The organism is Povalibacter uvarum (assembly GCF_014202975.1).
Lineage (GTDB): Bacteria > Pseudomonadota > Gammaproteobacteria > Steroidobacterales > Steroidobacteraceae > Steroidobacter > Steroidobacter uvarum.
The window spans coordinates 939,784-960,474 of the sequence record NZ_JACHHZ010000003.1 but is presented as its reverse complement, the minus strand read 5'-3'; the positions used below and the strand labels follow the sequence as shown (position 1 = coordinate 960,474).

Here is a 20,691-nt window from a genome sequence, read left to right as displayed (position 1 = left end):
CTTACCGCCCACTGTCGGCGGTCGGTTGCCGCGTCATCGGCACGGCCCCACCGGCGCGCGATCGATCCGATCCGGTGATCCAGACGCCGGCCATCACGATGATTCCGCCGATGATGGCGCGCGACGAAAGCGGTTCATTGAGAACGAGAACACCGCTGATCACGCCGACGACCGGGATGAGATTCGCGAACACGCCCGCCTGGCTCGCATCGATATCCTGAAGCGCGACGTTGTAGAAGAGGTAGGCGAGCCCGGAGGCTCCCGCACCGAGCAACAGCACCTCGAGTCCTTCCTTGAGCGATAGTGTCGGCAGCGGATGTCCCTGCAGCTCGATTGCCGCGGCCGGCAGCAGCAGCAGCGCACCGATGCCGATCACACCAGCTGTCATCACCACCGCATCCGTGTTCGCATACCGCCGGGCCAGCGCTGTGTAGAGTCCCCACGCGATCACGCTGACGAATACGAGCATGTTGCCCAGGACCGGCGACGATGCTGTCGCATCCAGTACGTCGCTCCCGGAGAAGACGAGCAGCACGCCGGCAAGCGACAGGGTGATGCCGCCGATACGCACTCTTGAGGCGGGCTCGCCGAGCCAGAGGATGGCGATCAGTGCCGTCATCGCCGGAATCGAGCTCTGAACCAGCGCACCCTGGGATGCGGACGTGTATACCAGGCCGAGATTGAAGACGGCGTAATAGAACGCCACGCCGATGAATCCCATCGCGAACATCGCTTTCCACGGCAGCCTGGCCCGCTCGGCCGGGAGGCGCCGATAGCGAATCCAGGCGATCGGCAGCAGGACGGCGAACCCGATCGCCACGCGCATGAACGCGAGCGTGAACGGCGGCACCGCGTCGATGACGTCTTTCGTCGCCACGAAAACGCCGCCCCAGAGACTCATTACGGCGATCAGCATGACGATCGACCGCCAGCGCCGGTTGGTTGTGGATTCTTGTGTCACAGCTGCAGGCATAATCGCGGGGCCGATATTCTGTATCAGGCGACGACAACAAGACAGCCACTTTAGATAGAGGCGTGCCACCGACATGCGATCTCTACCCCGGTCTCTCCTCCCCTTCGCACTTTTGCTGGCCGCACTGGCAACCGCGAATGCGCAGACCGTCGTTGTGCACAATGCGAAGGTCTACACGCCGCAAGCCGACGGCATCCGTGAGTACGCGGGCATCGTCATCGAGCATGGCAAGGTGCGGAAACTCCTGGAAGCAGGAACGGCCGTTCCCGCCGGATCGGGCATTACGAGCGTCGACGCCAGGGGTCGGACCCTCCTGCCCGGGCTGATCGATGCCCATGGACACATGCTCGGACTGGGCCAGTTGCAGCTGCAGGTCGACCTGCGTGGCAGCAGCAGCACGAAGGAAGCAGTCGACCGGGTACTCACGTTTGCGAAGGCGAATCCCAACGATCGCTGGATCATCGGCAACGGTTGGAACCAGGTGCTGTGGACCAGCAAACAGTTCCCCACCGCCGCGGATCTCGAAGGCGCCACGAGCGGCCGGCCCGCGATGCTCTCGCGGGTGGACGGCCACGCAATCTGGGTGAATCGCGAAGCGTTGAAGATCGCGGGCATCACTCGAGCCACGCAGGACCCGCCCGGCGGCCAGATCGTTCGGGATGCCTCCGGCGAACCCACTGGCGTGTTCGTCGACGCAGCGTCCGCATTGATCGAGAAGCATGTCCCCGCGCCGACGGATCAGGAGATCGAGCGAACGCTGGGCGCCGCGATGAAGAGCGTGGCCGCATTGGGTCTGACCGGCGTTCACGACGCGGGCATCGATACCCGGCAGTACGCGGCGTACCAGTCACTCGGCAAGAAGCAGCAACTGTCGATTCGCATCTACGCGATGCTGGCCGACAGCGAAGCGGCGCGTGCGACCATCGCCAAAGGTATCCAGCCCGCGCAGTTCGAGGATCGCCTGCAGATGCGCTCGGTGAAGGCCTGGGTCGACGGCGCACTCGGCAGCCGCGGTGCGACGATGATCCAGGACTACAGCGACGAGCCGCAGCATCGCGGCCTCGCGCTTTACACGCCTGCGCAGATCGGTGAGCTCGCATCGCTGACCGCGAAGCACGGCTGGCAACTCAACATTCACGCGATTGGCGACGCAGGCAATCGACTCACGCTCGATACCTTCGAGCAGCGGCTGACAGCTGCTCAGCGCCAGTCCCTGCGGCCACGCATCGAGCACGCTCAGGTCATCACGCTCGAGGACATTCCGCGCTTCGCGAAGCTGAATGTAATCGCATCGATTCAACCGACCCATGCGACGTCGGACATGAACATGGCAGAGGATCGCGTCGGCCCGCGGCGAATCAAGGGTGCGTATGCCTGGCGTTCGTTGCTCGACGCAGGCGCAAGACTCGCGGGCGGCAGCGACTTCCCGGTCGAATTGCCGAATCCGTTCTTCGGTCTCCATGCGGCGGTCACCCGCCAGGATCGTGACGGACACCCGCCCGGCGGCTGGTACGGCAACCAGAAACTCACGCGGGCCGAAGCATTGCGCCTGTTCACGATCGACGCCGCCTACGCCGCCTTCATGGAGAAATCCGTGGGCTCGCTCGAGCCCGGCAAGTGGGCCGATTTCATCATCCTCGACCGCGACTATTTCAAGGTGCCGGAGAGTGAGATCGATGACATCAAGGTGGAAGCGACGTACGTGGCGGGGACGAAGGTGACGCGCTGACTGCAAAGCCAGCTGCCTCTGTCATTCCCGCGAAAGCGGGAATCCATCTTGCTAAAAGGCATGGATTCCCGCGCACGCGGGAATGACGGAGGCTTCGCATGACGTCCGGCTAAAGCCGGACCCACAGCAGAACAAGCCTCTCCTCAGCGGTGACCCACCTACCCACTCAGCAGATCCACTCTAGCCCCGCACCGTGGTTCCGACGTACGATGCCGGCGTCATGAATTCCCGTCTCATCGCATTCGTGCTGATGCTGGTCGTGGGGCTGCAGTCATTGCTGTCCCTGCCCGCCGAAGCAGCACAGCCTGCCGACGTCGCGTCGCATTGCGACGAGGGCGGCATGCATGGCGACAGCACGAAGCACGAGGCACCCAAGGTGCAGAAATGCCCGCATTGCGACGGCGCTGGTGCTGGTCACGACTGCAACAGCTACTGCTCCGTGGCAGTTGGTCTCGCCCCGGCGACGTGGGTGTTCTCGAGCAAACACTGTGCTGAACGAGTCACTGCGCAGCCGCCTGCGTTGCTGAGCCGGTTCGACATTCCGCCGACCCCTCCTCCGATCGTCTGACATCGACCAGCGATCTCGCGCATGCACGCGAATCGCAATCACACGTGCTGACTCCGTGCAGGCAGGGCCTGGGCATCAGCACCACTTGTGTTGCAACGATGGCAGTTGATCAATGACCTTTCATTCCCGACGACGATTCGTGCAGGGGATTGCGGCTGGTTCCGCGCTCCTTGCCCTTCCTTCCGCCATGAGGGCGCTCGCCTCTGCTCCGGCGGTCCTTTCAGGCACCGAGTTCAATCTCGAGATCGGCGAGCTGCCGGCGAACTTCACCGGGAAACGCCGCATCGCGACTGTCGTGAACGGGCAATTGCCGGCGCCGCAACTGCGCTGGCGCGAAGGGGATGAAGTCACGATCCGCGTGACCAACCGGCTGGCCGAACGCACTTCCATTCACTGGCACGGACTCATCGTGCCCGCCGACATGGATGGCGTGCCTGGCATCAGCTTTCACGGCATCGCGCCGGGCGAGACGTTCACGTATCGCTTTCGTGTGAACCAGTCCGGCACGTACTGGTACCACGCGCACTCGCGCTTCCAGGAACAACTCGGCCTCTACGGCTCGATCGTCGTCGAGCCACGCAATCCGCAGCGCCATGCCGCGGATCGCGAACACGTCCTGCTGCTGTCCGACTGGACGGACCATGATCCGGAAGACATCTATCGCAAACTCAAGGTGCACGCCGGCTACTTCAACTACAACAAACGCACGACGGCCGATCTTGCAGCGGATGCGCGACGGCAAGGATGGAAGTCCACGCTCGCTGAGCGCGCGATGTGGGGCGAGATGCGCATGGACCCCACGGATCTTTCCGATGTCACGAGCTACGCATACACCTACCTGATGAATGGCGCGACGCCAGCGACCAACTGGACAGCTTCCTTCCAGCGCGGTGAGCACCTGAAGCTGCGTGTCATCAATGGATCGTCGATGACGTTCTTCGATCTGCGCATTCCAGGACTCTCGATGCAGGTCGTCGCGGCCGATGGTCAGGACATCGAGCCTGTCACTGTCGACGAATTCCGCATCAGCCCCGCTGAAACGTACGACGTCATCGTCACACCGAGCGACGATCGCGCCTACACGATCTTTGCACAGGCACTCGACCGCACCGGCTACGCGCGCGGCACACTGACCCCACGCCCTGGAATGACCGCAGAAGTTCCCACGCTTGACGCGCCCTCTCCGCTTGCGATGTCGGACATGGGCATGGGACACGGCGCCGGCGGTGCGATGGATCACAGCTCGCATGCTGGTCACGACATGCCAGGTGCGCCGAAGCACTCGGCCACTGAGTACGGACCCGCCGTCGACATGCTCGTCGATGCACCGATCAACCGCCTCGATGATCCGGGCATTGGCCTGCGCAACAACGGACGGCGCGTACTGACGTACGCGGATCTGCACACGATCGGCGGCCCGATCGATTCGCGCCCAGCGGGACGCGAGATCGAGCTGCATCTGACCGGACACATGGAGCGCTTCCTGTGGTCGTTCAACGGCCAGAAGTTCTCGGAAGCCGAACCGCTGCGATTCCGTCACGGCGAGCGCCTGCGCATCGTGCTGATCAACGACACGATGATGAACCATCCGATTCATCTCCATGGGATGTGGAGCGAGGTCGAATCGCCGCAGGGTGAATTCCAGGTTCGCAAGCACACCGTCACAGTGCAACCGGCGCAGCGTGTCAGCTATCGGGTCACCGCCGATGCGCTGGGACGCTGGGCATATCACTGCCACCTGCTCTATCACATGGAAGCCGGCATGTTCCGGGAAGTCGTGGTCGAGCACGGAGGTGCGGCATGAAGCGGCACACTCTGCTTGCCCTTGCGCTGCTGCCGCTCGGTTCGGCTTTGGCGCAGGATGAACATGCTCACCATGAGCATCATGAGCCGGCGCCCAGAGAACCCGCTGCGTCAGCTTCGTCGGACCACGTTCCGCCCGATCCGCCGTCGCATGTCATGGGGCCCATGTCGAATGCCGAGATGGCGCAAATCATGGCGATGGACGACGCGGCTCCCTTCGGCTCGATCGCACTCGACCGGCTCGAATGGCGTGAACGCAGCGACGCGATCGCCTGGGAAGGCTCGGCGTGGTACGGCGGTGACTACAACAAGCTGATGCTCAAGTCCGAAGGCGAGTCCGCGGATGGCGCGGATCATCTGCGGACGGAATTGCTGTGGGATCGCGCGATCAGCCGCTGGTGGCACATGCAGGCTGGCTTGCGCCACGATTCAGGCGAAGGCCCGTCCCGGACCTGGGCGGCGCTCGGCGTCGAAGGACTCGCGCCATACTGGATCGAGCTGGAAGCGACTGCCTACGTCGGCGAGGAAGGCCGGACTGCGTTGCGTGCCGAAGGCAGCTACGATCTGCGCTTCACGCAGCGCCTGATCCTGCAACCGCAGTTCGAGATCAACTTCTACGGGAAGGACGATCCGGAACGGGGACTGGGCTCAGGTCTGTCCGATGTTCAGGCAGCGCTGCGCTTGCGCTATGAGATCCGACGCGAGTTCGCGCCATTCATTGGCGTGCACTGGTCAGGGCTGTTTGGCGGGACGGCGGATATTGCCGAAGCGCAGGATCGCGACGACAGTGAGGTGCAGTTCGTGGCGGGATTGAAGGTCTGGTTCTGAGCCGCACCCCAGTTCAGTCACTCCCGCGCAGGCGGGAGTCCATCTGCATCAAGGCATGGACTCCCGCTTGCGCGGGAGTGACGGACTAGCTCAGCCGTTGCTCCACTTGATCTGAAACTCGATCTCTTCCTCACCCTCCGACCGCTCGTGCTCGACGCTGAAGGACGCCTTGGCAGGAACGTAAATACGCTCACCCGCGATCTGGATCTCGAACCGATCGCCCTGCTCGATCGCGTCGGCAAGCCGCCGCAGCTTGGCAACGAACTCGGCGTTGGAGTAAATCTTCTCGATGTCTCTGGGTCGGGCCATGGAACTGCTCTCGATGTAGTGCGGGCGATACGGAATGCGCGAAGATGCGCGCCGGTTTCAATGCGCAGCGAGTCTCATGAAACAAGTCATCGTCGTCAACGAGAGCCTGCGACTGCCCCGGGGAAAGCTCGCGGCGCAGGTCGCTCACGCATCCGTCGATGCGTTCATTCGTGCACCCGCCCAGTCCCAGGAGCAGTGGTTGCACGATGGCATGCCCAAGATCGTGCTCCACGGCGACTCGGACGCGGCATTGATCGAACTGGAACGTATCGCCCTCGAAGCGGGCCTGCCTGTGGCGCTGATCGCCGATGGCGGTCACACTGTCGTCGCCCCCGGCACGCTCACGTGCCTGGGAATCGGCCCGGCCGAAAGGACGCTGATCGATGGGGTGACGGGCGCCTTGAAGCTGGTCAAGTAACGGATCGAAAAAGCACAACATCGGGAGACATCGATGGGCGATCTCAATCTCTGGGCCATTCTCGTGGCGGCCATCACATCGTTCATGCTCGGCGGCCTCTGGTATTCGCCTGCACTATTCGGCAACGCCTGGAACCGGCTGGCGAACGATTCGCGGCCGAAGGGTGACGGGCACCCAGCCCGCGTGTTCGGCGTCAGCTTCCTGTTCTCGCTCATTGCGGCGACGGCCTTCGCCTACTGGCTGGGCCCAAATCCGCCGCTGCCCCACGCGCTGAAGCATGGCTTGCTCGCCGGCGCCTGCCTCGTCGCAGCCAGTTTCGGTATCAACTATCAGTTCGCAAACCGCAGCTTCCAGCTCTGGCTGATCGACGGCGGCTATCACACCGTCCAGTTCCTGCTGTTCGGACTGGTCCTGGGGTTGTGGCATTGATCACCCCGCTGCGGGACTTGCGTACGGTCGCCGAAGCCGTGAAGAATCGGCGCACATCCCGCTGAAGGTTCTCGTGCATGCCCTCGAAACGCAAAGCCTCCCGCCGCACGGTTCGCAAGACCGGTACCAGCAAACAGCGTAGTCACGCGCGTAACGCGGTGCTGACGAAGCGGAAGCGCCCGGCGCGAGCGCCTGCGGGACGACGCGGACTGTATCCCGCGATCGAACCGTACAAGACGGGCTATCTGCGCGTTTCGGACGTGCACGAGATCTACTACGAAGAGTGCGGCAACCCGAAGGGTAAACCCGCGATCTTCGTGCACGGCGGGCCGGGCGCCGGCTGCGACAAGCGCGCACGCAGCTTCTTCGATCCCGAGGCCTATCGAATCATCCTGTTCGACCAGCGCGGCTGCGGTCGCAGCAAACCTCGCGCGAGCCTCGTCGACAACACGACGTGGCATCTCGTCTCCGACATGGAAGCGTTGCGCGAGAAGCTCGGCATCGAGCGCTGGCTGGTCTTCGGCGGCTCGTGGGGCTCAACGCTCGGCCTGGCGTATGCGCAGGCGCACCCGGAGCGCGTCACTGAGCTCGTGCTCCGTGGCATCTTCATGCTGACGCAGTTCGAGTTGCGCTGGTTCTACCAGGAAGGCGCCAGCGCCCTCTTCCCGGATCGCTGGGAGAACTACATCAACGCGATCCCGCCGGCGGAACGCGGTGACCTGATCCAGGCCTTCTACAAGCGATTGCTCAGCGAAGATCGCCAGGTTCGCGTGAACGCCGCGCGAGCCTGGTCCGTGTGGGAAGCAGCCACGAGCTACCTGCACGTGAACGAAGAGAACGTGAACAAGTGGAACGAAGAAGACTTCGCGATCTCAGTGGCCCGGATCGAATGCCACTACTTCGTGAATCGCGGTTTCCTCGAAACGGAAGACCAGCTGCTGCGCAACGTCGAGAAGATCCGTCACATCCCTGCTGTCATCGTGCAGGGCCGCTACGACGTCGTCTGTCCGATGCAGACGGCGTGGGCCCTGCATCGCGCCTGGCCGGAGGCGCAGTTCCATATCTCAGTGGATTCGGGGCACTCGGCGTTCGAGGCCGGGAACACCGATGCGCTCGTGAAGGCGACGGATGGGTTCAGGGGGAAGTGAGCGTGAAAAAGAACGTCGCCCCCTGCCCCGTCTTGCTCTCCGCCCAGATGCGCCCGCCGTGGCGCTCGATGATGCGCCGTGCGGTGGCGAGACCAATGCCGCTTCCCTGGAACAGGCGCTTGTCGTGCAGCCGGACGAAAGGCTGGAACAGGCGCTGCGAAGAATTGGCGTCGAAGCCGGCGCCATTGTCGCGGACGGCGTAGACGAAGCGGCCGTTCTCCTGGTACCGGAAGAACCGGATCCGCGCCTCGCCGCTATGCGCGGTGAACTTCCATGCATTTGCCATCAGGTTGTAGATCACGTTGTGGATCAGCTCCGGATCGGCGGCATCGATCATCGAAGAATCGACTTCGGCATGGACGACTCGGGTCGGGTCCGTAACGCGCAGGTCGTGCAGCACCGTTTCTGCGATCTGGCTCAGGTTCACCTCGCTGGCATGCGTCACGACGCTGCCGAGCTGCGAGAATTTGAGCAGCTGATTGATCATGTCGTGCATGCGACGCACGCCCGTCTGGATGCGATGCATGTAGTCGCGCGCTTTGGCTGACATGGCGGGACCGTCTTCCTGCAATGCCAGCGCGCTGAACCCTTCGACGACCTGCAGCGGCGATCGCAGATCGTGCGACACCGTGTACGAGAAACTCTCGAGCTCGCGGTTCGCCTCTTCCAGTCGACGCGTGCGTTCGGCGATGCGGCTTTCGAGCTGCTCGTTGAGCTCCTGCAGGCGCTTGTTCGCTTCTTCGAGCCGGATGTTGCTGGTCTTCAGCATCTGGCTGCGAGCCACTTCGCTGCGCACCAGGTTGTCGATCTTCGTGTGCATGGACCCGGAGATGACGATCGTGATGATCGTGAATCCCGCAAATGCAACGCCGGTGTGGATCCAGTTGTTGAGGCTCGTCGTGTACTCGACGACATTGACGCGGAACTCGATGAGTCCGGTGTTCGCAGCCATGGCGATCAGTGCGTATGTGCCGGTGCAAATCACTGCCGCCATGGCACCCGCGCGCAGGCCAAACATCATGGAAGCCGCGATCACGACGAGCGCATACGAAAGGAAGTTGATTCCCGCGATCCCCATGCGCAGCAGGGCGATCGTCCCCACGCAGTAGAGCGTCGCCAGCAAAAGCCCCGCGACTGTAATCGATCGAAGCTGGTGTCGCTTCAACCAGGCCGACGCGACGATCGCATACAGCACCACGTGCGGGACGGCCATCCACGGGTTCGTGCTGAGGTCGCGCACGAACGCCACCGGTAGCAAAAGCGAGAACACGAGCACGAGACAGCCGAACGTGCGCAGAAGGATGTCGCGACGCACAGCCTCCAGGCTGACTTCGGTGTTCATCCGCAATTCGGCCGCGGTGTGGGCACCGGTGTCACTGAAGCTGCGAGGCGACGCATTGCGCCAGCGACGCCGTCGCGGCATCGCCTTCGCATCGTGCTGCACCGTCGACGAGAGCGTCGGGTTATCCAACGCTCGCACTCCGGCGTTGAAGCTCACGCTCGAGATACCAGCGCAGCATCCGCAGCTCATCCTTCGGGATGAAGAACGCAGCGCCCAGCTCGGCGGCTTTACGGCGCAGGTCCGGGAAGTCCGCTTGTGTGACGATGACGACGTGCAGGTCGGGGTACTGAGCACGCAACGCCTGCAGCGTGTCGAAGCCGTCCATGAGGCGCATGCGCAGATCGAGCGTGACGATGTCCGGCTTGAACGTCGCGCAGACCGACAGACCATCGCGACCGTTGGAAATCTCGCGCACCTCGGTGGCGAGACTGCGGATCCAAGTCGAAATGAGCGCACGTGTCGGCGCGTGATCGTCGATGATCAGTACTTTCATCGGCCCAGCTTGGTTGTCGTGCCAGAGAAGACCGCCCGAACGGGCAGCCGCCATGTGACGCGTACTTTCAAGCAAAGCGGCTCGCGGATAAATAACGAAGGACACGCAATCTTCAGTAAGAAGGGATGCGTAGCTGCGATGCGTAGGACTACGTAGACGGAGGCAAGCGGTTGGCGGTTGGCGAGAAAAGAGGAAGGCAGCTCATTTATGCCAGCGAGCTGAGCGCTTCGCGATTCTCCAGCGCGAATTGCAGTAGCGAGTTACTGCCTTTGAGAGAAAGCTTCGTGCAGATGTTGGTGCGGTGGGTCTCGACGGTGCGCGGGCTTACCTTGAGTTCCAGGGCGATTTCCCGCGAGGTCTTCTTTTCCGCGATGCGCTTGAGAATGCGTTTCTCTGCTGTCGTCAGATCCGCAAGGCCTGGGCGGTGTGATGCGAGTGCGTCGGCCCTTCCGCGCCGGCGAAGAAGAAATCCTGTCAGTGAAGGACTGACATACGCCTGCCCGCTCGCGACCGAGACGAGGCAGTTGACGATCTCCGAGCCCGCGTTTTCCTTGAGCACATAGCCGTCGACGCCGATGTTCATCGCGCGATTGAAGGCCTGTTCATCCTTGAGCATCGTGAGGATGACGAAGCGCGTGGCGATGCCTTCCTTGCGCAGGGTCTCAGCGATATCCAGCCCGGTCGTGTCGGGCAGGTTCACATCCAGCACCGCCAGGTCGGGACGCAGTTGCGTGATCAGTTTCTCAGCCGCTGCGCCGTTGTCGGCCTCCCCGAGCAATTCGAATCTGTCATCCGACTGAATCACCTGTCGCAGTCCCTGCCGGAAGAGCGGATGGTCGTCGACGATGACGACGCGGGTGGGCGATGAGTGATTGCGGTCTTTCAATGGCGCTCCGCGGGCTCTGTGAAGGGAATGCGGACCTGCAGGTGCGTGCCCTTGCCGGGCAGGCTGTGCACTTCGAGGTTGCCGCCGAGGATCTGGGCGCGTTCGCGAATGCTGGTGAGCCCCAGTCCGCCGGCGCCGCTGGCTGTCCGGACGTCGAAACCGACACCGTCATCCCTGACATCGAGATGCAGGATACCGACGTCGCGCACGAGCGTGAGACTCGAGTGCTGGGCATTCGCGTGTCGCAGGACATTGTTCAGCGCCTCCTGGCAGATCCGATACAGGTGCGTCGCCGCATCGGGCGGCAGCGTGTCGTCCACATCCTCGATCCGGCATTCGATCTCGGTCGTGCTCGAATCGCGCACCCGCTCGACCAGGCTGCTCAGCGATTCGGTCAGGCCGAGCTGCTCGATCTGCACAGGGCGCAGATTCTGCGCGAGGCTGCGCACCTCCGCCACACAATCCGACGCGATCTGTGCGACTGCCTGCAGGTGTTCCGCCACCTCTGGATCGAGATTCGCGGTCTCGAGCGCGAGATGCATGCGATTGCGAATCAACGACAGGTTCTGGCCCAGCCCGTCGTGCAACTCGCCCGCCAGCCGCTGGCGTTCCTGCTCCTGGGCATTGAGCAGATGCCGGGAGAAATCCTCCCTCGCACGCAACTCCCGCTCCTGCGACTGCTGCAACAACTCAGCCGCCAGCCGGCGAGCCGACACGTCACGCACCGCGGCCACTCGCAATGTCCGTCCTTGATCGGCCTGGAAGTAGCGTGCCTGGATCTCGACCTGGACCGGTCGGCCATCGCGACGAAGCAGCGTCGCTTCGTACATCCCGGTGTCGCCCTCGCGAATCCGACGCTGGACTTCGGAAGTCGATTCGTTCGCGAACCACGGAGCTATGTTGCGGCCGATCACATCGTCGCGCTGCACGTCCAGCAGCGACAGCATCCGGTTGTTCAGATCCACGAGCTTGCCTTCGTCGCTGATCGCGATGCCTTCGAAGGCTGCATCGGCCAGCGTGCGAAAGCGTTCCTCGCTCGCTCGCAGCGCCACTTCCGCGGACTTTCTCGCAGTGACGTCGACTGCCGTGCCTCGCATGCAGAGCGCCTTGCCGGCACCATCGCGCTCCACTTCGCCGCGCGCTTCGAACCAGCGCGTCTCGCCGTTATCCATGATCACGCGATATTCCGACACGAACTCGAAATCGGCATTCTCGACTGCCGCATTCATTTCTTTCCGCACGCGCTCGCGGTCTTCGGGCGCCACGGTGTCGATTACCTCCTGCAGCGTCGTCGGCGTGCGTTCGAATGGCAGGTCGAACACGCGGTGCAGGTTGTCGGACCATTCGAGCCGGTGCGTCGGCACGTCCCAGCTCCAGATCACCATCCGGGCCGCGTCGAGCGCGAGCCGCAACTGGGTCTCGCTGTGATGCAGGGCGCGCTCCGCTTTCACCCGCTCGGTGACGTCCTCGATCATGCTGATCGCGTACTGCGGGATGCCATCGGTGCTGCGCACGAGCGAAGCATTGACGTGCACCCAGAGCACCTTGCCGCTGCGGGTCACGTAACGCTTCTCGCGGCGGAAGCTGTCGATCTCTCCTCGCATCAATGCGGTGTAGAGGCGTCGATCTTCCCCAAGGTCGTCCGGATGCGTGACGTGCTCGAACGAAACGTTCGTGATCTCTTCACGCCGGTAGCCGAGCATGTTGAGCAGCGCCGCATTCGCCATGACGGCGTAGCCCTGCCGGTCGACCACGACGATGCCGACCGCGGATGCATCGAACACGATGCGGAATTCCGTTTCCGCGCGTTGCAGCGCCTGCTCCATGCTGCGCCTTTCGGTGATGTCCGTGAACATCCCGAGCAGCCCGACGATCGAGTGGTACTCGTTCTCGATGGGATTGGACGCGACGCGCGTCCACAGATCCTTGCCGTCGCGGCGTAGCAGATGCTGGTAGTTGGCGCCGGCCTGCTTCGTAAGCCAGCCGTGCAGATCTCTCTCCGCGGCCGCCCGATCCTCCGGATCCAGGAACTCCTGCAGCTTCGCCCCGATCAACTCATCGGGCGTGGAGCCGAGCATCTCGGCCATTCGCCGGCTCACATAGGTCGTGCGTCCCTTCGTATCGAACACCCACACGCCATCGCACGTCGTGTCGATGATCTTGCGCACGCCCGCATGGCCGACGTCGATGGCGTGGCGCCCTTCCGGTCGTTCGGGATCATTCGTTCCGCTCGTTCCGCGAATGCCCATCATGCCCTCTTCATTGGCGGAGGACTTCTATCCAGTATGTGCCGGATTACACTAGCGCGGAAGGCCTGGGAATATAGCGGCTCTACGCAATGGACGTTGACGATGCAAAGGGCTTAGGAAATCCCGATACCGCTCAGTACCGGCATCGCCAGGTCGGTCGACCCTCTCGATCGATGAGGCCGTGCGCCATCAGCCATTCGTGCGTGTCCTGCGCATCGCCTTCGAACCATGCGCGCGCAGAACCGAGGCGAAACGTGTAACCCCAGGCGTCCATGTCGGCCCACATCTGCTTCCTGTCAAACCGCGGCAGATAGTCGGCCAGCACGATCTGCAGATAGCAGACGGCATTCTCTTCGTCGTAGTCTCCGCCCGCGTCCTTGTTCAACCCGGTCCGTCGCGCCTCGTCCATGCAGATGAAGTGACACGCTTCATGCAGCAATGAATGCAGCGGCGTGTCGAGTCGAACATAGAGCCTGTTGCCGATCAGCCCCGCTTCGCTCTCACCCCAGTAGGAACCAGGAATCTCGGTGGCGGATGCGAGCTGGACTAATTCAAGGCCGTAGCGATCGAGGACGAGCGTGATGTCGGACAGGTTGCGGTCCTGTAGGAGGATCACAACGACGCCAGTCGCCTCACCACCAGCCCCGCCAGATCCCGCGCCAGCGCTTCCCTGAGCATCGATTGCTCACGCTGCTTCGCCAGGACGGCCGTCGTGTCGTAGCTGTAGTCCCGGGTGAGCTCGAGCTGCTGGGGAGCCAGCAACTCGCCCGTTGGGCTCTCGACGGAGTACTCGATGGCGTAGAAGACTTCGTATTCCTCGGGCGTGTTGCGCGCCGAAACCGAGAGTACGCGCTGGCCGCTGTTGTCCTTGCGGATGCGGACGATCGCGCTCGCCTGGACACGGTCGTTCACGACCCGCGCGCCCGAGGCTTCGAGGCTTTCGCGCAGCATGCGGTTGAAATCCGTGTACCGGTCAGTGGTCTCGACGTACGTCGCGGACATGACTTCGGGCAGGCGGGCGGTGCCTTGCATGCGCCAGCCGCAACCGGTGGCCAGCAAGCAGAAGACGGCAGCAAGCGCCAGGGCGCGCCGGGAAAGCGACATCAGGGGCAGTCCTCGTGAGGTATCACGAGGGAGTATAGGGGATACACGTCCCTCCGCCGGAGGGATCCCCGCTTTCGCGGGGATGACGATCGCGACCGCGATCGTCAGTTGCGATAGCCCGGGTCCACCTTGTCCATCCGGCGCAGCAGAGCGGGCCACGTCAGCGCACTCCCTGCACCGCGCATGACGGCCTTGGTGTAACCAGGAACGGTATCGAGCACCGACTGAGGGATCTGGATCAGCTCTGCGCCATGACCCTGGGCCAGCACCTGGATCTCACATGCGCGCTGGAAGGTGAACATGGCCAGGAAGGCGTCGGGGACGGTCCGGCCGACGGTCAGCAGGCCGTGGTTGCGCAGCATGAGATGACGGGTATCGCCGAGGTTCGCCTGGAGGCGCACCTTCTCTTCCGGGTTGAGCGCGATACCTTCGTAGTCGTGATACGACAGCGACTGCACGACGATGCTCGCCTGTTGCGAGATCGGCAGCACACCCGCCTTCTGGCAGGACACGGCGACGCCCTCCATCGTGTGGAGATGCAGGACGCAACCGGCATCCTCGCGCGCCTCGTGAATGGCGCTGTGGATCGTGTAGCCGGCCGGATTGATCTCGTAGGGGCTGTCCAGCGTCTTCTTGCCGCTCAGGTCGACGCGCACGAGGTTCGACGCAGTCATTTCGTCGAACATCAATCCGTAGGGATTGATCAGGAAGTCGTGCGTCCCCGGCACGCGCGCCGAGATGTGCGTGAACACGAGGTCATCCCAGCCGTAGTAACCGACGAGCCGGTAGCAGGCCGCCAGGTCGACGCGAACCGCCCATTCTTCGGCGGACACTTTGTCGCGGATGTTGGAAACCGTGTTGTCGACGACGCGCATTTGCATGGGAACCCCCGGGCATGAAATCGCTAGACGGTCCGAAACCGGACTTTCGAAACACTAACCTAGCGCCGATGGCGGGGCCGGACAAGCGGGCGGGAGCGGCAACTGCTGTCGGGAAATGAAAAGGCCGGGCAGCGCCCCCTTCGTTGAGCCTCCTCTTGTTGTGAATCCGGCTTTAGCCGGACGTCAGGCCGAAGGTCCCGGATCGCTAGCGCGATGACGTCCGACTAAAGTCGGACCCACAACAAGAGCCCTGCTCCAGACTTGTTTTCCGGGGAGTTTCACCCCAGCACTCGGGCATCCCGCAGCGCCCGTTCCGCCTCCTGCGCACCCCTGACGACCAGGGCCTCCATCCCGACTTTCCGGGCGGCCTCCACGTTGAGCAGGTTGTCGTCGAGGAACAGGACTTCCGCGGGTTGGCATTGCAGCGACTCGACGACATGCTCGAACGCCGCGGCATCGGGCTTGATGCGGCCGGTCAGGTGGGAAACGAAGTAGTGATCGAAGGCGCCGCCGATTTCCATCTCGTCGCGGACGCGCGGCCAGTGCAGCTCATTCGTGTTCGACAGAACGGCACGCACATAGCGGCGCGGGATCTGCGCAACCAGCTCGAGTGCCCCGGGAAACAGACCCGTCGGCCAGCTCGTGAACGCCTTCAGAAACTCATGCTCATCGACGCGGATGTCGAACTCCTCGATGAGCTGCCGCGCGAACTCCGGCCCCTCGATCCGCCCCGTTTCGAAGCTGCGCACACTCGGCGAATGCAGCCACTTGCGCCAGAGATCTTCGGTCGGCATCCGGTATCCCAGCCACCGGAGCATCGGCGCCACGCCGTTCAATTCGACGAGCACACCGCCGAGATCGAACAAGACAACCCTGACGCTCGCCCCCTCCGGCATCTGCTCTTCTCTCTAGTTTCTGGCTACCAGCTCATCGCTCGTAGCTGGCTCGCTTCTTCTCACACGACAACATTCACCAGCTTCCCCTTCACCACGATCACCTTCTTCGCCGGCTTGCCTTCCATCCACCGCTGCACGACAGGATCCGCCAGCGCCGTTTCGCGGATCTGCGTTTCATCAGCGCTCGCGGCCACGTTGATATGGCTGCGAAGTTTGCCGTTCACTTGCACGACCACCTGAATGCTGTCCTGCACGAGCGCTTCGGGATCTGGCTTCGGCCACGCGCGATCCATGAGCGAATCCGTGTGGCCGAGCGTTTCCCACAACACATGCGTCGCGTGGGGAACGATCGGCGAAAGCATCTGAACGACCAGCTCGAGCGTTTCCCGCACGACGGTGCGGCCCTGATCCGTTGTGTCCTCGAATTTGCCCAGCGTATTCATCAGCTCCATCACCGCGGCGATCGCGGTGTTGAAGATACGGCGGCGGCCGAGATCGTCGGTGACCTTCACCAGGGTCGCGTGGGCGGCGCGGCGGAGATCGCGTTGAGCGGAGGTCAGGCTGCTGGCTGCTGGCGGCTGGCTGCTGGCCAGAGGCCCGGCGGATACGTGTTCGTATACGACGCGCCAGAGCTTGCGCATGAAGCGTGAGGCGCCCTCGACACCGTCATCCGACCACTCGAGGGTGTCTTCTGGCGGTGCCTTGAACATCATGAAGAGACGGATGCTGTCGGCGCCGTATTCGCCGACGAGAGCCTGCGGGTCGACGCCGTTGTTCTTCGACTTCGACATCGTGCGCATGCCTTCCCATTCCACGGGCTTTCCATCGGCGCGCAGCGTCGCGCCGAGGCGCGTGCCCTTCGCGTCGAACTGCACGTCGACATCGGCGGGATTGAAGTACTGGATGCGCCCTTCGCCCGTCTTCCGCGAATAGATGTCGTTCAGCACCATGCCCTGCGTCAGCAGGCGCCGGAACGGCTCGCGTTCCTTCACCAGCCCGAGGTCATTCATCACGCGCGTCCAGAAGCGCGAGTACAGCAGGTGCAGGATCGCGTGTTCGATGCCGCCGATGTATTGATCGACGGGCATCCAGTAGTTGGCGCGCTCATCGACCATCGCGTTCGCGTTGTCCGGGCAGGCGAAACGCATGAAATACCAGGACGAGTCGACGAACGTGTCCATCGTGTCGGTTTCGCGGCGCGCGTCGGCACCGCACCTCGGACATTTGCACTCGTAGAACGAAGCCAGCTTGCCGAGCGGATTGCCGCTGCCGTCGGGCACGAGGCCCTCGGGCAGCACGACGGGAAGATCCTTGTCCGGCACGGGCACATCGCCGCACTTCGGGCAATGAATCAGCGGAATCGGGCAGCCCCAGTAGCGCTGTCTGGAAATACCCCAGTCGCGCAGGCGCCATTGCACCTGTTTGTGGCCGAGCCCCAGCGCCGACAGATCGGCCGCAATGGCATCGATCGCATGCTGATAGCCCAGGCCGTCGTACTTGCCGGAGTTGATGCAGATGCCTTCTTTCGTGCTGTACCACTCAGCCCACTGGTCAGTCGAGTAGACGTTGGCGTCTTCCGCGATCACCTGCGCGATCGGCAGGCCGTACTTCTTCGCGAACTCGAAATCGCGCTCGTCGTGAGCAGGCACGCCCATCACGGCGCCTTCGCCGTAGGTCATGAGCACGTAGTTGCCGACCCACACCGGAATCTTTTGGCCCGTCAGCGGGTGCAGGACGAAGAGCCCGGTGGGCATGCCCTTCTTTTCCATGACGGCCATCTCGGCTTCCTGCGCGGTGCCTTTCTTGCATTCTTCGATGAAGGCGGCGAGCTTGTCATTGTCGCGGGCCGCGTAAGTCGCAAGCGCGTGTTCGGCCGCTACAGCGCAGAACGTGACGCCCATGAGCGTATCCGCACGCGTCGTGAAGACATTCAGCGTGTGATGCTCGTCCTCGAGCTCGTACGGGAATCCGACGCGCACGCCTTCGCTCTTGCCGATCCAGTTCGCCTGCATCGTACGCACGCGCTCCGGCCAGTCGGTGAGCGTGTCGAGCGCATCGAGCAGATCCTGCGAGTAGTCCGTGATCCGCAGGTAATACATCGGGATCTCGCGCTTCTCCACAGGCGCGCCGGTGCGCCAGCCGCGACCGTCGATCACCTGCTCGTTGGCGAGCACGGTCTGATCGACCGGGTCCCAATTCACGACGCCGGTCTTCTTGTAGGCGATGCCCTTTTCGAGCATCCGCAGGAAGAGCCACTGATTCCAGCGGTAATACTCGGGCTGGCAGGTCGCGAGCTCGCGCTTCCAGTCGAGCGCGAAACCCAGCGACTGCAGCTGGCGCTTCATGTACGCGATGTTGTCGTACGTCCACTTGGCCGGCGGCACGCCATTCGCCATCGCGGCATTTTCAGCCGGCAGGCCGAATGCGTCCCAGCCCATCGGCTGCAGCACGTTGTAGCCCTGCTTGCGCATGAAGCGCGAGAGCACGTCGCCGATCGTGTAGTTGCGCACGTGCCCCATGTGCAGCCGTCCGCTGGGGTACGGAAACATGCAAAGGCAGTAGTACTTGGGACGCGAGGGGTCCTCGCTCGCAGCAAATGCGTCAGCCGCTTCCCAATGGGCTCTGGCCTGCGCCTCCACGGCCGCAGGATCGTAACGTTCGTGCATGCGGAAAAAGTCTGCGAATCAGGGATTTGAAGGATAGCAGGGAGAAGCGGTTAGCGGTTGGCGGTTAGCGGTTAGTGGGAACCGAGAGTGGATTCCCGCTTGCGCGGGAATGACCGTCGCCCTGTACTCGTCCGCTACCCCCTTGCCCTCACCAGCCACGCAAAAGGAAAAGGGGGCCAGATGGCCCCCTCTTCTTCTCAACTAACCGCCAACCGCCAACCGCCAACCGCTCCTCCTAGAACTCCTGCCAAGTATCGTCCCCGCTCGCCTTCGCCATCGGGGCCGGACGGGAAACCGGCTTGGCGGCCGCACGAACCGGACGGCTTGCCGGCCGGCGCAATTGCTTGATCGTCGCGGTCGGCGCAGCGGTTTCGACGACCGGCTGCTGCGAGCGCTCGAAGCGGGCCTGCGATGCGGCCCGGAAGAATCCGATTTCCGAGATCAGGCGCTGGGCCTGCTGTTCCATCGACTTCGCGGCGGAAGCGGCTTCTTCGACCAGCGCTGCATTCTGCTGGGTCGTGTCGTCCATCTGCGTGACGGCGTTGTTGACCTGCTCGATGCCCGACGCCTGCTCCTCGCTGGCAGCCGCGATCTCGGCGACGATGTCGCTGACCTTCTTGACGCTGTCCATGATCTCGGACAGCACCTTGCCCGACTCGTCGACGAGACTCGAACCCACGCTCACCTTCTCGACGGAGTCGTTGATGAGGTCCTTGATCTCCTTCGCCGCGGTCGCGCTGCGCTGCGCGAGGCTGCGAACTTCGCTCGCCACGACCGCGAAGCCACGGCCCTGTTCACCCGCACGCGCCGCTTCGACGGCTGCGTTGAGCGCGAGCAGATTGGTCTGGAAGGCGATCTCGTCGATGACGCTGATGATGTCGGCGATCTTGCGGCTCGAGCCGTTGATCTCGGTCATCGCGGAAACAGCGCGCTGCACGACGGAACCGCCGCGCTCCGCCTGGCCGCGGGCACTCGTCGCCAGCTGATTGGCCTGGCGGGCGTTGTCCGCGTTCTGCTTCACCGTCGCCGTCATCTCTTCCATGCTCGACGCGGTCTCTTCGAGCGCCGACGCCTGTTCCTGCGTACGCTGCGACAGGTCATCGTTGCCCTTCGACAGCTGACCGGCAGCGCCGCCGACTGCTTCCGACGCACCACGCACGCCGTTCACGATGTCATGCAGCTTGCCGTCCATGCGCTTGAGCGAACCCAGCAGCGCACCGAACTCATCGCCGCGATCGGCCGGGATGTCATGACCCAGTTCGCCGTTGGCGATCTTGTCGGCAACGTTCACGGCCACACCGAGCGCGGACATGATGGAGCGCAGCAACATGATGGCGAAGGCAGCCGCCGCAATCGCCGCGATGACCATGGCGCCGATCACGACGGTGCGATTGGTGCTGTACTCACCCTGGGCCGCGGCGAGGGCCTGCTCCGCCCGCTTGAACTGGAACTTCGACGCGTCCTGGAGAGCGTTGTGCAACCCGTCAAAGGCCGGGTCGAGCTTGTCCACGATCAGTTTGCTGGCGACATCGTCGTCGTTCGCTGCAATGGCAACATCGACTTCATCGAGAACAATCTGGTATGCACGCTCTGCGTCGGCAATATTGCGAGCGGACTGATGCCCTTCTTCGGAGCTCTGCTTGTCGGCGTACTCCTTCAGCAGGGCCGCGGCGCGCGACTTCGTCTCCATGCGCTCTGCCTTGATGGCCTTCATCTTCTCCGCATCATCGGCGAGCACGTGCAGGCTGATCAGTGCCTGGCGGTCGAGCTCGGCCGCCTGCAGGTCACCGAGCGTGCCGACGACGCGCACGCGACGTTCGTACATATCGCTCAGGTCATCCACGATGCCGCCCATGCCGTTCAGGCCGAGCACGCCGACGACGATCATCGACAACGCCAGCAAGGCGAGCGTGGCTGTAATCCGGGTCTTGATACTGAGGGAAGAGAAGTTCATGTGCGGTGCCATTAA

The 20,691-nt window shown here is 63.2% G+C and carries 19 protein-coding genes; 7 read left to right on the top strand and 12 right to left on the bottom strand.

Annotated elements, in window-relative coordinates; translation table 11 throughout:
* Position 1: 1 nt before the first annotated feature.
* Complete coding sequence (locus HNQ60_RS15630; protein ID WP_184333405.1) at positions 2-916, bottom strand: DMT family transporter; 915 nt, start codon at positions 914-916, stop codon at positions 2-4.
* 130 nt (positions 917-1,046) lie between these two features.
* Between HNQ60_RS15630 and HNQ60_RS15625 the strand changes: the two genes are divergently transcribed.
* The 4 genes from HNQ60_RS15625 (at position 1,047) to HNQ60_RS15610 (ending at position 5,901) form a co-directional block, all read left to right on the top strand.
* Complete coding sequence (locus HNQ60_RS15625; RefSeq protein ID WP_184333403.1) at positions 1,047-2,702, top strand: amidohydrolase; 1,656 nt, start codon at positions 1,047-1,049, stop codon at positions 2,700-2,702.
* 220 nt (positions 2,703-2,922) lie between these two features.
* Positions 2,923-3,270, top strand: coding sequence for a hypothetical protein (locus tag HNQ60_RS15620; protein ID WP_184333401.1), 348 nt, complete (start codon positions 2,923-2,925; stop codon positions 3,268-3,270).
* Between the two features lie 112 nt (positions 3,271-3,382).
* A complete protein-coding gene (locus HNQ60_RS15615; RefSeq protein ID WP_184333399.1) occupies positions 3,383-5,074 on the top strand; it encodes a copper resistance system multicopper oxidase in 1,692 nt (563 codons plus the stop codon).
* Positions 5,071-5,901, top strand: a complete 831-nt coding sequence (locus tag HNQ60_RS15610) for a copper resistance protein B (RefSeq protein WP_184333397.1) — start codon at positions 5,071-5,073, stop codon at positions 5,899-5,901. The genes HNQ60_RS15615 and HNQ60_RS15610 overlap by 4 nt, the downstream gene beginning before the upstream one ends.
* 90 nt (positions 5,902-5,991) lie before the next feature.
* On the opposite strand, the gene HNQ60_RS15605 is transcribed toward HNQ60_RS15610, so the two are convergent.
* On the bottom strand, positions 5,992-6,210 hold the full coding sequence (locus HNQ60_RS15605; RefSeq protein ID WP_184333395.1) for an amphi-Trp domain-containing protein: 219 nt from the start codon (positions 6,208-6,210) through the stop codon (positions 5,992-5,994).
* A gap of 76 nt (positions 6,211-6,286) precedes the next feature.
* On the opposite strand from HNQ60_RS15605, the gene pth2 reads away from it, so the two are divergent.
* The 3 genes from pth2 (at position 6,287) to pip (ending at position 8,205) form a co-directional block, all read left to right on the top strand.
* Entirely contained in the window at positions 6,287-6,628 is a 342-nt protein-coding gene (pth2, locus tag HNQ60_RS15600) for a peptidyl-tRNA hydrolase Pth2 (protein ID WP_221304218.1), read from the top strand.
* A 33-nt stretch (positions 6,629-6,661) separates the two neighbouring features.
* Entirely contained in the window at positions 6,662-7,057 is a 396-nt protein-coding gene (locus HNQ60_RS15595) for a DUF1761 domain-containing protein (protein WP_184333391.1), read from the top strand.
* Between the two features lie 77 nt (positions 7,058-7,134).
* On the top strand, positions 7,135-8,205 hold the full coding sequence (gene pip, locus HNQ60_RS15590) for a prolyl aminopeptidase (protein ID WP_184333389.1): 1,071 nt from the start codon (positions 7,135-7,137) through the stop codon (positions 8,203-8,205).
* Here pip and HNQ60_RS15585 read toward each other — a convergent pair.
* The 10 genes from HNQ60_RS15585 to HNQ60_RS15540 form a co-directional block, all read right to left on the bottom strand.
* Positions 8,192-9,676, bottom strand: coding sequence for a sensor histidine kinase (locus HNQ60_RS15585; RefSeq protein ID WP_184333387.1), 1,485 nt, complete (start codon positions 9,674-9,676; stop codon positions 8,192-8,194). The genes pip and HNQ60_RS15585 overlap by 14 nt on opposite strands.
* Positions 9,669-10,040, bottom strand: coding sequence for a response regulator transcription factor (locus tag HNQ60_RS15580; RefSeq protein WP_184333385.1), 372 nt, complete (start codon positions 10,038-10,040; stop codon positions 9,669-9,671). The genes HNQ60_RS15585 and HNQ60_RS15580 overlap by 8 nt, the downstream gene beginning before the upstream one ends.
* 205 nt (positions 10,041-10,245) lie before the next feature.
* Positions 10,246-10,926, bottom strand: coding sequence for a response regulator (locus HNQ60_RS15575; protein ID WP_184333383.1), 681 nt, complete (start codon positions 10,924-10,926; stop codon positions 10,246-10,248).
* The gene (locus tag HNQ60_RS15570) at positions 10,923-13,178 is read right to left on the bottom strand and encodes a PAS domain-containing sensor histidine kinase (RefSeq protein WP_184333381.1); all 2,256 of its coding nucleotides are present in this window, start codon (positions 13,176-13,178) and stop codon (positions 10,923-10,925) included. The genes HNQ60_RS15575 and HNQ60_RS15570 overlap by 4 nt, the downstream gene beginning before the upstream one ends.
* A 130-nt stretch (positions 13,179-13,308) precedes the next feature.
* Entirely contained in the window at positions 13,309-13,791 is a 483-nt protein-coding gene (locus HNQ60_RS15565; RefSeq protein WP_322096873.1) for a hypothetical protein, read from the bottom strand.
* Positions 13,788-14,279 carry an LPS-assembly lipoprotein LptE gene (locus tag HNQ60_RS15560; protein WP_184333379.1) on the bottom strand — a complete coding sequence of 164 codons (492 nt, stop codon included), beginning with the start codon at positions 14,277-14,279 and terminating at the stop codon, positions 13,788-13,790. Before HNQ60_RS15560 ends, HNQ60_RS15565 begins: the two co-directional genes overlap by 4 nt.
* 104 nt (positions 14,280-14,383) lie before the next feature.
* Positions 14,384-15,160: a class II aldolase/adducin family protein gene (locus HNQ60_RS15555; RefSeq protein WP_184333377.1), complete on the bottom strand. Its 777-nt coding sequence runs from the start codon at positions 15,158-15,160 to the stop codon at positions 14,384-14,386.
* A 278-nt stretch (positions 15,161-15,438) separates the two neighbouring features.
* Positions 15,439-16,056 carry an HAD family hydrolase gene (locus HNQ60_RS15550; protein ID WP_184333375.1) on the bottom strand — a complete coding sequence of 206 codons (618 nt, stop codon included), beginning with the start codon at positions 16,054-16,056 and terminating at the stop codon, positions 15,439-15,441.
* Between the two features lie 59 nt (positions 16,057-16,115).
* Positions 16,116-18,722 carry a leucine--tRNA ligase gene (leuS, locus tag HNQ60_RS15545; RefSeq protein WP_184333373.1) on the bottom strand — a complete coding sequence of 869 codons (2,607 nt, stop codon included), beginning with the start codon at positions 18,720-18,722 and terminating at the stop codon, positions 16,116-16,118.
* A 235-nt stretch (positions 18,723-18,957) separates the two neighbouring features.
* Positions 18,958-20,676: a methyl-accepting chemotaxis protein gene (locus tag HNQ60_RS15540; protein WP_184333371.1), complete on the bottom strand. Its 1,719-nt coding sequence runs from the start codon at positions 20,674-20,676 to the stop codon at positions 18,958-18,960.
* Positions 20,677-20,691: the final 15 nt, after the last annotated feature.